Origin of the sequence: Enterococcus sp. DIV1279b (assembly GCF_050531515.1) — a bacterium.
Lineage (GTDB): Bacteria > Bacillota > Bacilli > Lactobacillales > Enterococcaceae > Enterococcus_D > Enterococcus_D casseliflavus.
In genome coordinates this window covers 2,496,359-2,510,000 of sequence record NZ_CP172891.1, presented here as the reverse complement: position 1 = coordinate 2,510,000, position 13,642 = coordinate 2,496,359, and the positions used below count along the sequence as shown (strand labels likewise).

General features: G+C 42.9%; 12 protein-coding genes and 3 tRNA genes (1 of these 15 only partly in view). 14 read left to right on the top strand and 1 reads right to left on the bottom strand.

What is annotated here, in order from left to right:
* From IGI71_RS11790 to IGI71_RS11775, 4 genes are all read left to right on the top strand, one after another.
* A tRNA-Gln gene (locus IGI71_RS11790) sits at nt 1-70 on the top strand; it begins 2 nt to the left of the window's first position.
* A gap of 41 nt (nt 71-111) precedes the next feature.
* Nucleotides 112-182: transfer RNA gene (locus IGI71_RS11785), tRNA-Cys, on the top strand.
* Nucleotides 183-209: 27 nt separating this feature from the next.
* Nucleotides 210-294, top strand: a tRNA-Leu gene (locus IGI71_RS11780).
* Nucleotides 295-480: 186 nt separating this feature from the next.
* Nucleotides 481-933, top strand: a complete 453-nt coding sequence (locus IGI71_RS11775; RefSeq protein ID WP_015510095.1) for an HIT family protein — start codon at nt 481-483, stop codon at nt 931-933.
* Between the two features lie 84 nt (nt 934-1,017).
* On the opposite strand, the gene IGI71_RS11770 is transcribed toward IGI71_RS11775, so the two are convergent.
* Nucleotides 1,018-3,015, bottom strand: a complete 1,998-nt coding sequence (locus IGI71_RS11770; protein WP_311902651.1) for a beta-galactosidase — start codon at nt 3,013-3,015, stop codon at nt 1,018-1,020.
* A gap of 433 nt (nt 3,016-3,448) precedes the next feature.
* Between IGI71_RS11770 and arcA the strand changes: the two genes are divergently transcribed.
* From arcA to IGI71_RS11720, 10 genes are all read left to right on the top strand, one after another.
* Nucleotides 3,449-4,666 carry an arginine deiminase gene (gene arcA, locus IGI71_RS11765; RefSeq protein WP_010749205.1) on the top strand — a complete coding sequence of 406 codons (1,218 nt, stop codon included), beginning with the start codon at nt 3,449-3,451 and terminating at the stop codon, nt 4,664-4,666.
* A 384-nt stretch (nt 4,667-5,050) separates the two neighbouring features.
* Nucleotides 5,051-5,362: a hypothetical protein gene (locus IGI71_RS11760; RefSeq protein WP_231435169.1), complete on the top strand. Its 312-nt coding sequence runs from the start codon at nt 5,051-5,053 to the stop codon at nt 5,360-5,362.
* Nucleotides 5,363-7,354, top strand: coding sequence for a V-type ATP synthase subunit I (locus IGI71_RS11755; protein ID WP_015510091.1), 1,992 nt, complete (start codon nt 5,363-5,365; stop codon nt 7,352-7,354). It abuts the gene before it with no gap.
* Complete coding sequence (locus tag IGI71_RS11750) at nt 7,338-7,811, top strand: V-type ATP synthase subunit K (protein WP_005229236.1); 474 nt, start codon at nt 7,338-7,340, stop codon at nt 7,809-7,811. Before IGI71_RS11755 ends, IGI71_RS11750 begins: the two co-directional genes overlap by 17 nt.
* 16 nt (nt 7,812-7,827) lie before the next feature.
* The gene (locus tag IGI71_RS11745) at nt 7,828-8,418 is read left to right on the top strand and encodes a V-type ATP synthase subunit E (RefSeq protein ID WP_005229237.1); all 591 of its coding nucleotides are present in this window, start codon (nt 7,828-7,830) and stop codon (nt 8,416-8,418) included.
* Between the two features lie 14 nt (nt 8,419-8,432).
* A complete protein-coding gene (locus IGI71_RS11740) occupies nt 8,433-9,434 on the top strand; it encodes a V-type ATP synthase subunit C (protein ID WP_005229238.1) in 1,002 nt (333 codons plus the stop codon).
* A complete protein-coding gene (locus IGI71_RS11735; RefSeq protein WP_016613063.1) occupies nt 9,427-9,741 on the top strand; it encodes a V-type ATP synthase subunit F in 315 nt (104 codons plus the stop codon). The genes IGI71_RS11740 and IGI71_RS11735 overlap by 8 nt, the downstream gene beginning before the upstream one ends.
* Nucleotides 9,742-9,772: 31 nt before the next feature.
* The gene (locus IGI71_RS11730) at nt 9,773-11,548 is read left to right on the top strand and encodes a V-type ATP synthase subunit A (RefSeq protein WP_231435168.1); all 1,776 of its coding nucleotides are present in this window, start codon (nt 9,773-9,775) and stop codon (nt 11,546-11,548) included.
* A complete protein-coding gene (locus tag IGI71_RS11725; protein ID WP_005237151.1) occupies nt 11,548-12,936 on the top strand; it encodes a V-type ATP synthase subunit B in 1,389 nt (462 codons plus the stop codon). Before IGI71_RS11730 ends, IGI71_RS11725 begins: the two co-directional genes overlap by 1 nt.
* Nucleotides 12,936-13,580: a V-type ATP synthase subunit D gene (locus tag IGI71_RS11720; protein ID WP_005229243.1), complete on the top strand. Its 645-nt coding sequence runs from the start codon at nt 12,936-12,938 to the stop codon at nt 13,578-13,580. The genes IGI71_RS11725 and IGI71_RS11720 overlap by 1 nt, the downstream gene beginning before the upstream one ends.
* The last annotated feature ends 62 nt before the right edge of the window (nt 13,581-13,642 follow it).

The following is a 13,642-nucleotide window of genomic DNA, read 5'->3' as shown; positions in this document are numbered from 1 at the left end:
GGGTATAGCCAAGCGGTAAGGCAACGGACTTTGACTCCGTCATGCGTTGGTTCGAATCCAGCTACCCCAGTACAATCTTCACTTGATTGTAGATTGCAACAATAGTATAATGGCGGTATAGCCAAGTGGTAAGGCAGAGGTCTGCAAAACCTTCATCACCGGTTCAAATCCGGTTACCGCCTTAGTACTAAATACTAACCTTTCAACATGCCGGCGTGGCGGAATTGGCAGACGCGCTGGACTCAAAATCCAGTGCCCGTTGAGGGCGTGCCGGTTCGACCCCGGCCGCCGGTATCATTGATGTATCAGTCTTTTATAAGATTGATACATTTTTTTTGTTTATAAAAGTCTAAAAATACGATTTTGAAGGACCACTCATATAGCAAAGATTTTTTGTTTTGTTACTATTGAAAGCCTTCCCTTAATCTTGTATAGTTTTTACATGAATAGCTGCAAGGAACAGGAAAGAGGGGGATCAAATTGAAATGGTATGAGAATAGAATCAAATCAGCGATAGATGGGACAAATCCAATGGTGATCAAAGAATTGTCTGGCAGTTTTGCTGTTTATGGCGATGTCCAATTTCTTCCCGGATACTGTGTATTATTACCTAAAAGAGAGGTGGCTTCTTTAAATGATCTAGATTTAAGCGAGCGACAGATTTTCTTAACTGATATGACTCTTTTAGGAGATGCTATAATACAAGCTTGTTCTCCATTGAGAATCAATTATGAACTATTGGGAAATACTGATAACTTTCTTCATGCACATTTGTTTCCCCGTTATGAATGGGAAACCGACGAAGCGAAAAAAATGCCTGTTTGGTTGTACGACAAATCCCATTGGACTAATCCAGAGTATCACTATTCAGAAAAAAGAGATGGAGAGCGAAGACAAAAGATAGCCTCTTATTTAGAAAATGCCTATCGCTAGTCTAATGACTCTCCCTGAATCTAGTAACGTCTATTAAAGAACCTCCATGAGGCGATCGCTTCATGGAGGTTCTTTTTCCTTAGATCAATCAACATACTTAAGAACTGCGACTTCTTTTGGTTTCAGAACTACCAACTGTCTGGTTTCTTTGATTAGAAGGTCTGCTCCAGGGGCTTTCAGCTTCACTTTGGTTGTCTGCTCCGTATGGTTTAAGAGAAAGACGAGTGTATAGCCAGCACCTTTGCGACAGGTAACGGAGACTTCAGTAGGAGCAGCCAAGAAGTGCTGGGCATGAGTCGCTAATTTATGATTTTCCAGAATGGTCGCTAAAAATGTAGTTAGCCCTTCAAGAGACAATTCTGTTCCCACGTAATACGCATACCCATCGTCGATCTGATTCATAGTAATGGCTGGCTTATCGGACAAATAACCGGATTGGAAGGTTGCCAAAGCTTTCGCACCATTTAGATGAATGACTTCCTCCCATAGAGAATTGTCGTACCGACGACCTTGGAAGTCAATTTGGTGATGGATAGCTGCTTTCATTGGGTAAAACTCTTCTACAATGATCCCTAAGGTGTCCCTAAACAGTCCTGGATAGCCCCCAAGATAGACTTGGTCATATTCATTGACGATCCCACTAAAGAAATTCGTCAAGAAGATGCCACCTTGTCGCACGTAATCATTGATTTTCTTACCGAAGGCTTCTGGTGCTGAATAGAGATTTGGGGCGATCACTAAAGGATAGCCGTCTAGGGATTCGGAAGGATGGACAAAGTTTACGCTCAGATTTAACGCCCTTAGCGCGCCATACAGGCTGCGTAACTGATGAATGTACTTTAAGGTGCTTGGTTTGGCATCCAATTCCAGCGCCCACCAATTTTCCCAGTCAAAGACAACCGCGACATCAGCCAAGAAGCGCGTCCCAACAATTTCCGACAGTTGCGAAAATTCGTTGCCTAATTGCGCACATTCACGAAAGATACGGCTTGAATGAGGATCTCCGTGAGGCACCATCGCACTATGAAATTTTTCCGCACCGCCACGAGACTGCCGCCATTGAAAGAACATGATGCCATCAGCGCCATGAGCGAGCGCTTCATAACTCCAAAGACGCAGCTGGTTGGGTGTCTTGGCACCATTGATTTGCCGCCAATTAACGGCGCTGGTGGCTTGTTCCATGATCAAAAAAGGTTTTTTCTTTAAACTACGAGTTAGATCGTTAGCAAGAAATTGCGGGTAAGGGATCTTTTCAAAGGGATTCGGGTACGAATTCCAGCTGACTACATCCATTTCGGGTGCCCATTTAAACCCATCCACGTATTTGTGCAAGCCCATAAGATTGGTCATGTAAGGGATGCCTTGTGAATATTTTGCGATCGCCGCCTTTTCGAGTTGATAGAGCTCCAGATTCATGTCGGAAAGAAAACGGCGATAGTCTAACTGCTGCGCAGGATTTTTGAAGGTCGGCATCGCTTCAGGTAGAAAAATTTCGTCCCAGCTACCATAGGATTGACTCCAAAACTTAGTTGACCACGCATCATTCAATCCAGCGATGGTCTGATATTTCTCTGCTAACCATGTCTGAAATCTTTTCCGACAATGATCGCAATAACACTCGTGGATGTGACAGGTATATTCGTTATTGATATGCCACATGACTAGCCCTGGATGATTGGCATAACGGTTTGCGACTGCTTCTGACAAATCGGTGGCATATTGACGATAGATAGGGGAAGTCGGACAGTAGTGCTGGCGCGACCCATGAACCAGTCGATTGCCATGAATGGTCACAGGCAGCATCTCAGGATGTTTTTGAACAAGCCAAGCGGGAGGAGATGCCGTTCCATTGGCTAGGTCGATCATGATATTGTTTTCATATAAAAGATCCATCAACCAGTCTAGAAAGTCAAAATCATAGGTGGATTCATCTGGCTGCAGATTGACCCAGCCAAAAATATTGATACTCACATAGTTCACACCTGCTTCTTTCATTAAGCGCATATCTTCAAGAATGACTTCTTTAGACCATTGTTCAGGATTGTAGTCGGCACCATAGTAAAGTTGACGTTGCGTTTTCATCAAATCGCTCCTTTATAGACGTTTCTTTAGCATCAAGATACTTGAATCATAGCAAATATTTATCTGTTTGATAGCGGTACCATTTGAAAATCATGAAATGATCCAAAAAAACAAAGATAGTTCAATCTGGTTTCGCAGCTAGGTCTATTGTCCATCAGTTCTTTTGCCTTGCTGTTTTTTTAACAAAAATATACAATTGAAAAAGGCGGTAAATTACAGTATCTAGAATTTATAATCTTAGATAGTTGTTTTTTTATCGGAGGTTTCTTTTTGCTGAAATGCATGTTTATAACTATATGATCCAGAAAAACTTTGAATCACGAGTAGAAAAAACACGATGAGTCAAAGAAATGAATAATTATGTGTTGAGGAATCATAAAAAATGAATGACATAAGTTATTCAAAAAAATTGCCAAGAAGGAGAGACAAGTTCATGAACCAGCCAATACAGATTTTTTCTGAGATTGCCCCTTTAAAACGGGTGCTGCTGCATCGTCCAGGCGCAGAATTAGAAAACTTGATGCCGGATTATCTTGATCGATTGTTATTTGATGATATTCCTTTTTTAACCCAAGCGCAAAAAGAACATGATTTTTTTGCGGATACGTTAAGAAGCAAAGGGGTGGAAGTCCTTTATTTGGAGGATCTAGCTGCTGAAACATTGACAACAACTGGTGCCAAAGAGGCCTTTTTAGAAGACTATTTAAATGAAACAACGATCCTTGATGAAGAGATTCGCAACGAAGTGCGCAACTTTTTCCTGTCGATTAAAGACAATCGCGCCTTTATCGATCATACGATGGCGGGCTTGAAAAAAAGTGAGGTAGAAATTTCAAAAGCCAGTAACTTAACGGCAATCGTTGAAACAGAATATCCTTTCTTGATCGATCCAATGCCAAACTTGTATTTCACGCGAGATCCGTTTGCTACGATTGGTCACAGTGTTTCCTTGAATAGAATGTATTCTGCAACAAGAAGACGGGAAACCCTCTACGGAAAACAAATTTTTACGCACCATCCGATGTTTGCCCGCAATGAGACGAACTTTTTGTATCATCGGGACGAAACGACGCGGATGGAAGGCGGCGATCAGCTGATTTTATCTGATAAAATCGTGGCGATCGGGATCTCTCAACGAACAGAAGTTGCCTCAATTGAAAAAATTGCCGAAACGATTTTTGCCACAGAACCGAGTTTCGAACATATCTTGGCATTTAATATCGGCGAGGAACGAAAATTTATGCATTTAGATACGGTCTTCACGATGGTGGATCATGATAAGTTCACAATCCATCCAGAAATCGAGGGAGAACTTTCGCTGTATTCAATCACTAAACATAAGGACGGTGTGCGAGTATATGAGGAAAAAGATACGTTGGAAAACATTCTTTGCCGTTATTTAGATTTGCCTGAAGTACACTTGATCCGCTGTGGTGGCGACGATTTAGCAGCGGCAGCTAGAGAGCAATGGAATGATGGGTCTAATACCTTGGCGATTGCACCTGGAGAAGTCGTGGTCTATGACCGCAACACCATTACCAATGGGCTGTTAAAAGAGGCAGGAGTCATTTTGAATGAAATCTCGGGCAGCGAATTGGTTCGCGGACGTGGGGGTCCTCGCTGTATGAGTATGCCGTTTATACGTGAGTAGGTCGATGCTTTGTTATTTTAAATACTTGTTTTTTCTTTAGAAGCATTTAAGTTAAGAAAAAGACGAGAAAAAACTAAAAGAAAGATTTGAAACATTATTTTGTTTCTAATCTTTCTTTTTTGTCATCATTTAACCCCCAATAAAATGAAAAGGATTTCTTTTTGTGAAAATGTGTAATTTTTGTGACTTTTATATGTAAAGACTATAAAAAAACGCTAGGAACCTTGTTCTATCGCAAAATTTATGTTACGGTTATATTAGAAAACGGAAATAGGTGAAGGTATTTGCCACTTATTGATTTTTGACACCCTACGATCAGCGAATGCCATATGCTTGATTTGTAGTGGTTTTTTTTGCGGAAAAAAAGTGAAAGCAGGTGAGAAAATGATAGTAGATGCCATTCGATTATTACAAGAAGCAGAGCAATTTGCGGAAAATAAAAATAAAGAAGCAGAAGCAGAAAAAAAACAATTGGCACAAGCAAGAGAAGAACGGTTGAAGGCGTTTAAAAAAGAGTTGGCAGAAAAAGAAGCCCAACAAAAAGAAGCAATCAACCAAAAAATCGCAGCTGAGTTGGTACAGTCTAAGGAACCACTCTTGGCTAAGACCAAAGCAGAAGTGGAAACACTGCGAACGATCCCTAATGAATTGAAAGAAGAAGCATTAGCAATAATAATAAATAAGGTTGTGACATAAATGGCAATTGCAAAAATGCAAAAGTTCAGTCTGTTGACCTTTTACGATCAGAAAGAAGCTGTTTTAGAGCAGCTGCAAGACTTTCAAGGCGTAGAACTGCTTTCTTCGGAAAAATATTATGATTCTGAAGAAACGACGGGTGTTTTGACACCGGTTCGCGAGGAACAGTCTGAAGAAGAAATGGAGAACCAGTTTGGTCAAGTCAACTGGAGCTTAAATTTTTTAGAAGAATATGTACCCAAAAAAGGAATGCTGGCACAACTGCGGCAACCAATCAAAAAATATACCCTTCAAGAATTAGCTGAAACAGCCCACACCTATCCTTGGCAAGAATTATGCCAAACCCTTCGTAAACAAGACAAACGTCTTCGCTTGATTGATCAAGAAAAACGCGATGTATTAGCACAAGAAGCAGAACTGTCGATCTGGAAGTATTTCAAAGAACGACCAGCTGTTTTAAAAGAATTAAAAAAATCAGGTGGCTTGTTAGGATCGATTCCTACTTCTGAAATGGCTGACTTTACGACCAACAGTGAAAAGCTGCCGCTTGTCTATGTCGAAACCATTTATCAATCACAAACGACAACATACTTATTGGTACTTTTCCATAAAGATGTAAAAGAAAAAGTAACTACTCTTCTAAAGAAAGCAGCCTTCGAGCAATACATCTACCCTTATGAGGGCATTCCAGAAGAAGATCTGCAAACGATGAAAGAAAAATCCCAACGTCTAATTGATGAAGAAAAAGAAATCAAAGCTTCTCTTGGTGCGATGACAAAAGAGCAAGAAACCTTGCGAATCGTTGCCGAGTATTTAGATGGAGCGATCACTCGCTTAAAAAGCAGTAAAATGCTTTTGCGTTCGACTCATGCGGTCTCGATTTCTGGCTGGGTTCCTGTTGATGGGGCGGCCGAATTAGAAAAACGTATCAAAAAAGGGACCACGGATAACTATTACCTCGAATACCAAGAAGTGACGGAAAAAGAGCTGGCTGATGTGCCGATTTTATTAGAAAACGCACGTTGGATCAAGCCTTTTGAAGGACTTGTTCGGATGTACAGCTTGCCGCAATATGACGAGTTAGATCCGACACCATTTATGGCGCCTTTTTACATGGTGGCATTCGGGATGATGGTTGCCGATTTTGGCTATGGATTGCTCTTGTTTCTGGCGACATTTCTGGGGAAAAAGCTGTTCCACCTCAGCAAAGGCCTGGAACAAAATTTGACCCTCTTTCAGTTGTGCTCGATCCCTACGATTATTTGGGGCTTGATCTATGGCAACTTCTTTGGATTTGAATTCTCATTCCAACTGTTGTCTGCCCAGGATGATGTCAATCAGATCTTAGTCTTATCCGTGATCTTTGGGTACATTCAGATCATGTTTGGCTTGGCGCTGAAATTCTATATTTTATGGAAGAAAAAAGACCAGAAACTGGCTGCGATGTTCCAAGCCGGTTCGTGGATCGTCTTTTTGATCAGTGTCGTTTTTGTCGCCGCAGGAATGCTGCTTTTCCCTGACACCCCGTTACAAACGATTGGGATCGTAATGATCGCTGCCAGTCTTTTAGCAGTGGCAATCGGAGGCAGTTTAGAAGGAAAAACGTTGGCAGGAAAAATCGGTTCTGGATTGTACGGATTGATGGATGTGACCAATTATGTTGGTGACTTGATCAGTTACACCCGTCTGATGGCGTTAGGGGTTGCCGGCGGAAGTATCGCCTCAGCCTTCAACTTGATCATTAGCTACTTGCCGCCAGCAGCCCGGTTCACCGTCGGTATCTTATTATTTGTGGCGCTACATGGCCTGAATATTTTCTTAAGTTACCTTAGTGCGTATGTTCATGGTATCCGCTTGCAGTATTTAGAGTATTTCGGAAAATTCTTTACGGGGGGCGGACGTGCCTTTGACCCGTTCAAATCAAATGAAAATTATGTAGAGATCATCTCAGAAGAAAAGTTACAGGAGGATAATAATGGAAAATTGGATTAGTTTCTTTTACGAAAATGGTGGAATTGTTTTTGCAGCTTTAGGTGTAGCGACCGCAACGATTTGTGGTGGTATCGGATCAACGATCGGTGTGGGGATGACCAGTGAAGCAGCATCAGGCTTGATCTCAGAGCAGCCAGAGAAATTCGGGCAAGCGTTGATTTTGGAATTGCTTTCTAGTACCCAGGGGCTATACGGCTTTGTAATCTCCTTTATGATTTTTGGTCAGATCAGTGGTTCGATCTCATTCGATCGCGGGTTGTATTTGTTTATCGCTTCATTACCGATCGCGTTAACAGCAATTATCGCCGGTAAGTGGCAAGGACGTGCCGCAAGTGCTGCGATGCAGATTTTAGCAAAAAAACCAGAACATGTGACCAAAGGAATTATCTTGGTAGCGATGATGGAAACGTATTGTATTTTAGGGTTCGTTATTTCCTTCTTGCTTGTCTTGAATTAAGAGGAGGGAAAAGTGAATGTCTGATATTACACGTTTAACTGACAAAATAACCGCTGATGCGGAAAAGAAATACCAGCTTCAAATCAAAGAAGCACAAAAAGAAAGTGAAAACCAAGAAAATTTAAAACGAGCACAGTTAGAAAAAGAGCTTAATGAACGGTTAGCTTTTTATGAAAAAGAAAAACGTGCTGCGATGTATTTGGAAATCTCAGATGTGCATATCCAATCAAGAAACAAGGTCTTGGCAGCAAAGCAGTCCGTCTTAGATGAGCTGTTTTCTGAGGCTCTGACCCGTTTGAACACGATGGATCAGGCAGCATTTTATACGTTTATCGCGAAAGGCTTGGCGAATGCACGGTTAACTGGTGAGGTCGAGTTGCTTTTAGGCGAGAAGTCCCGTCATTTCGTTGATGAGGAATTCCTTACTAAGTTGCAAGCATCGGTCCCAGAAGTTCAGCTGAAACTGGTAAATAAAACGATCCCTCGCAAGGGTGGCTTTTTGTTGCGACAAGAAGCAATTGAGTTGAATTTTACCTTTGATGCGCTACTAGAAGCCAACAAAGAAGAGTTAAGCAATACGTTACTGCAATTGATTTTTGAACAGTAAGCAGGTGCAAACAGATGAATGACATCAAATATAATACGTTGAATACGAGAATTCGGACGTATGAATCGCAATTATTCGATCGTAGTCGCTATGAGCGAATGCTCTCAGCTGCCAGCGCAGAGGAAATCTATGGGATGCTGCAAGAAACGGTTTATGGTGACTTCATCAATGAAGATGATCGTGTACACGACTTTGAACAAGTCCTGATGGCTGAGTTGAAACGGGTATACGAAACGATGTATCAGTTGACACCAGAAAAAGCGATCGTTGATTTCTTTGCTTTGAAATATGACTATCAAAATCTGAAAGTTTTAGTAAAAGCGGCATATATGCAAGAAGATTTTTCGGCGTATCTCGTCCCAATCGGCACCCAGCCACTTTCCGTCCTTAAAGATCTGGTCAAGACCAGAAAAAGTACTCAGGTCGCGCAAGAGATGGTTGCCTGTGTGGAAGAAGTCTTTTCTTATATTGAGAACTATCATGAAGTCCAGTCCATCGATATCATCTTTGACAACCATTATTGGGAGCAATTATGGACGATCGGTAAAGAATACCAAGACGAGTTGCTGCAAAGCTTGATTCGCCGTCAAATCGATATCTTCAATATTTCAACAACGTTGCGCAGTTACGCGATGAAACGCAAGCGCGGCTTTATCAGCGCAGTTTTAGCCGACCATGGGAATTTACCTGCAAGTGAGTTGTTAGCAGAAATCACGACTTCTCTTGAGGCGTTTGTGGGATACTTGCAAGGAACCCCTTATAAAGAGCTGATCAATCATAGTTATGAAGAATTGGTAGAAAAGAAGACCTTGAATACCTTTGATATACGTAAAGACAATTTTCTAATGGCGAAGCTCAAAGAACAAAAAATCGTGCCTTTTGGGCCGTCAGCATTGGCAGGGTATCTGTATGCCAAGGAAATTGAAAGCAAGAATTTGCGTATTCTCTTGATTGGTAAAATCAATAAGGTGCCAGAAGAGATTTTAAGAAGTCGGGTGCGTGATAGTTATGCATAAAAAAATAGCAATGATGGGTGGTAAGAACTCGATCTTGCCTTTCAAAGGGCTGGGGATCGATATCTTTCCAGTCAGCGATTTGGATGAAGCCGCCCAACAATTAGAAGAGATAGCTGAAGCGTATGGTGTGATCTTTTTGACCGAGCGGTTGATCGAACAATTAGAACCGATCGTTCGTCGTTACGAAGAAGTACCGACACCAGCGATCATTCCGATTCCAAGTAGTACGGGTAGTTTAGGGATCGGCATGGCACGCATTCAGCAAAATGTGGAAAAAGCGGTAGGAATGAATATATTAGATTCATAACAGACAAGTCAGCCAGCTAGGAGGAATAAATGTGGCATTTGGCACAATTGAAAAAGTATCGGGACCACTGGTCACCGCCTCAGGATTAAGTGGCGCAAAAATCCACGAAATCTGCAAAGTCAGTGACAAGGGCCTTATCGGTGAGATCATTGAGATCAAAAAAGGGCTGGTTTCGATCCAAGTATACGAAGAAACAGCGGGGATCGGACCAGGCGAGCCCGTAGAAACGACAGGCGCACCATTGTCTGTCGAACTAGCACCAGGTTTGTTGACTCAGATGTTTGATGGGATCCAACGACCATTAGATACATTTATGTCGCAAACAGAGAGTGATTTTTTGGAGCGGGGGGTCACCATCGATCCACTGAATCGCCAAAAGAAATGGACCTTCGTCCCACAAGTACAAGTCGGCGATACTGTACAAGCCGGTGATATTTTAGGTTCAGTACAAGAAACTTCGGTGATCGAGCATAAGATCATGGTGCCACCAAACTATGAAGGAACCGTCAAAGAAATCATGGTGGGAAATTTTGCGATTACTGAAGTCATCTGTGTTCTAGAAACCATCGAGGGTGAAAAATCCTTGACAATGGTACAGAAATGGCCGGTTCGTCAACCACGTCCCGTTACTGCTAAATTAAATCCAGGCGAACCGCTAGTCACTGGACAGCGAGTCATCGACACCTATTTTCCAGTGGCAAAAGGCGGATCAGCTGCTGTTCCTGGACCTTTTGGTGCTGGAAAAACAGTCGTTCAGCATCAGATCGCTAAATGGTCAGATGTGGATATCGTGGTCTATGTCGGTTGCGGTGAGCGGGGCAACGAAATGCGGGATGTCATGAACGAATTTCCTGAGTTGATCGATCCGAATACCGGCAAGTCGATCATGGAACGAACGGTATTGATCGCCAATACGTCGAATATGCCAGTTGCTGCTCGGGAAGCCTCGATCTATACAGGAATCACGATCGCGGAATATTACCGCGACATGGGCTATAGTGTTGCCATCATGGCAGATTCAACTTCTCGTTGGGCAGAAGCACTGCGGGAAATGAGTGGCCGATTGCAAGAGATCCCAGGAGATGAAGGCTATCCGGCTTACCTTGGAAGTCGAATTGCGGAATACTATGAGCGAGCAGGGCGTTTCCATTCATTAGGCACGCAGCCTCGAGAAGGAAGCATTACCGCAATTGGTGCGGTTTCACCTGCTGGAGGAGACATCTCAGAACCGGTCACTCAAAATACCTTGCGAATCGTGAAAGTCTTTTGGGCATTGGATAGCATGCTGGCGCAAAAACGGCATTTTCCATCCATCAACTGGATGAATTCCTATTCCCTTTATGAGGATCAAATCAATTCTTATTTGGATCAATTATTAGGTGATCGCTGGTCGGAGCTAGTCAATGAATCAATGGCGATTCTCCAAGAGGAAAGCCGATTAGAAGAAATCGTTCAGCTGGTAGGGATGGATTCTCTTTCCCAAAAAGACCGCTTGACGATGATGACTGCTCGTTCTTTAAGACAAGACTACTTGCAGCAAAACGCCTTTGATGACGTTGACACGTATACATCTCGTAATAAGCAGTTCAAAATGCTGGAAAACATTCTCTACTTTAATGAACAAGCACAGCGTGCATTGCAGCTAGGTGCTTACTTAGATGAGATCGCCAAAGGAACGGTTGATCTGCGTGAGCGCATCGCCCGCAGCAAATACATTCCTGAAGAAGAATTGACTCGCTTGGATACGATCAAGCATGACATCAAAGAAATGTTACAACGAATCATTGAAACTGGAGGTGTTCATTGATGTTAAAAGAATATCGTACAGTTTCCGAAATTGCTGGCCCCTTAATGGTGGTCGAAAATGTTCGAGGCGTGAAATTTGACGAACTCGTTGAGGTCCGCATGGACACAGGTGAGATCCGTCAAGGACAAGTACTGGAAGTCAGTGATGACAATGCTGTTGTCCAAGTCTTTGAAGGTACCAGTAATTTGAGTGCAGAAGAAAGCAAAGCAAGGTTTCTAGGGACTGGTTTGACCCTAGGGGTTTCTCTAGATATGATGGGTCGGGTGTTTGACGGTTTAGGAAAACCAAAAGATAACGGCCCGAGAATCTTGCCAGAAAAACGCATCGATGTAAACGGTGAAGCCATCAATCCGATGGCGCGAGACTTCCCAGATGAATTTATCCAAACGGGGATCTCAACGATCGATCATTTAAATACATTAGTTCGTGGACAAAAACTACCAATCTTTTCTGCGTCTGGTTTGCCTCATAAAGAGATCGCTGCTCAAATCGCACGACAAGCAACAGTACCTAGCCAAGAAGGCAATTTCGCGATCGTCTTCGCAGCAATTGGGATCCCTTTTGAAGAAGCTGAATTTTTCGTGGATGAATTCCGCAAAACCGGTGCGTTAGATCGTTCTGTTTTGTTTATGAACCTTGCCAATGATCCAGCAATCGAACGGATCGCTACACCTAAGATGGCATTGACCGCAGCAGAGTATTTGGCTTTTGAAAAAGGCATGCACGTCTTAGTGATCATGACCGATATGACGAATTACTGTGAAGCGTTGCGAGAAATCTCCGCTGCCCGCCGAGAAGTTCCAGGACGTCGCGGCTATCCAGGGTATCTGTACACCAATTTAGCGACGCTGTATGAACGGGCAGGACGTTTAATGGGCAAAGAAGGATCGGTCACACAAATACCGATCTTAACGATGCCAGATGGCGATAAAACCCACCCGATTCCTGATTTGACCGGCTATATCACGGAAGGACAAATTATTTTGTCGCGGGACCTTTACAAGCGCAATATCAACCCGCCAGTGGATATTTTACCAAGTCTTTCACGGTTGAAGGACAAAGGAACGGGAGAAGGTAAGACCCGTGCCGATCATGCGGCAACGATGAATCAAATCTATGCCGCCTATTCCGATGGGAAAGCTGCCAAAGAGCTATCGATCGTTTTAGGGGAGTCTGCCTTATCTGATCTTGATAAAAAGTACGCGCGCTTTGCTGATCTTTTCGAAAAAGAGTACGTCAATCAAGGATTTGAAACCAATCGGACGATTGAAGAAACGTTAGATTTAGGCTGGAAGTTATTAGCTACCTTGCCAAAACAAGAGTTGAGCCGTATCAAAGAAGAATTTATCGACGCCTATTACCCAACGGACGAGGATGTGAGTTCTTAATGGCGATCTTAAATGTCAATCCGACGCGGATGGAACTAAGTCGTTTGAAAAAACGGCTCACGACGGCAACCCGTGGTCACAAATTATTGAAAGACAAGCAAGATGAGCTGGTGCGCCAGTTCATTCAGCTAGTAAAGAAAAATCAGGAACTTCGTAAAAAGATGGAGACCGCATTGCAAGCAGGAATGGAAGAGTATGTGCTAGCTTCTAGTAGTATTCCCGATGTCGTTTTGCAAGAAGCATTTATGATCCCTTTGAATAAAGTGACCTTAGATGTGCAAAGCCGAACCATCATGAATATGGATGTGCCAGTGTTGAACCCTGTTTACGAAGAAGAAAGCTCGGATGATGATTTTTCCTACGGTTTTGTGAGTACCACCAGTGAGCTGGATCTCTCGTTGTCCCATCTGGATCAAATGCTGCCAGTGATGCTGCAGTTGGCCGAGATCGAGAAAACCTGTCAACTGATGGCCAATGAGATCGAACGGACGAGGCGAAGAGTCAATGCGTTAGAGTATATGACGATTCCCAAGCTGACAGAAACCATTCAATACATCGAAAGCAATCTGGCAGAAGACGAACGAGCAACATTGACTCGCTTGATGAAGGTAACGGACATCATTGCAGAAAACGAAGCGAAGTAAGGCTTTTGCAAGCAGTGTGATTACAGCAAAAAGGCACGTAGAAAGGAGATTCCTTCTACGTG

What these genes read in the sequence shown, in the direction of transcription:
- IGI71_RS11760 (WP_231435169.1), top strand. Translation starts at nt 5,051, where the DNA reads ATGATAGTAGATGCCATTCGATTATTACAAGAAGCAGAGCAATTTGCG.
- IGI71_RS11740 (WP_005229238.1), top strand. Translation starts at nt 8,433, where the DNA reads ATGAATGACATCAAATATAATACGTTGAATACGAGAATTCGGACGTAT.
- IGI71_RS11750 (WP_005229236.1), top strand. Translation starts at nt 7,338, where the DNA reads ATGGAAAATTGGATTAGTTTCTTTTACGAAAATGGTGGAATTGTTTTT.
- arcA (WP_010749205.1), top strand. Translation starts at nt 3,449, where the DNA reads ATGAACCAGCCAATACAGATTTTTTCTGAGATTGCCCCTTTAAAACGG.
- IGI71_RS11745 (WP_005229237.1), top strand. Translation starts at nt 7,828, where the DNA reads ATGTCTGATATTACACGTTTAACTGACAAAATAACCGCTGATGCGGAA.
- IGI71_RS11735 (WP_016613063.1), top strand. Translation starts at nt 9,427, where the DNA reads ATGCATAAAAAAATAGCAATGATGGGTGGTAAGAACTCGATCTTGCCT.
- IGI71_RS11720 (WP_005229243.1), top strand. Translation starts at nt 12,936, where the DNA reads ATGGCGATCTTAAATGTCAATCCGACGCGGATGGAACTAAGTCGTTTG.
- IGI71_RS11755 (WP_015510091.1), top strand. Translation starts at nt 5,363, where the DNA reads ATGGCAATTGCAAAAATGCAAAAGTTCAGTCTGTTGACCTTTTACGAT.
- IGI71_RS11770 (WP_311902651.1), bottom strand. Translation starts at nt 3,015, where the DNA reads ATGAAAACGCAACGTCAACTTTACTATGGTGCCGACTACAATCCTGAA.
- IGI71_RS11725 (WP_005237151.1), top strand. Translation starts at nt 11,548, where the DNA reads ATGTTAAAAGAATATCGTACAGTTTCCGAAATTGCTGGCCCCTTAATG.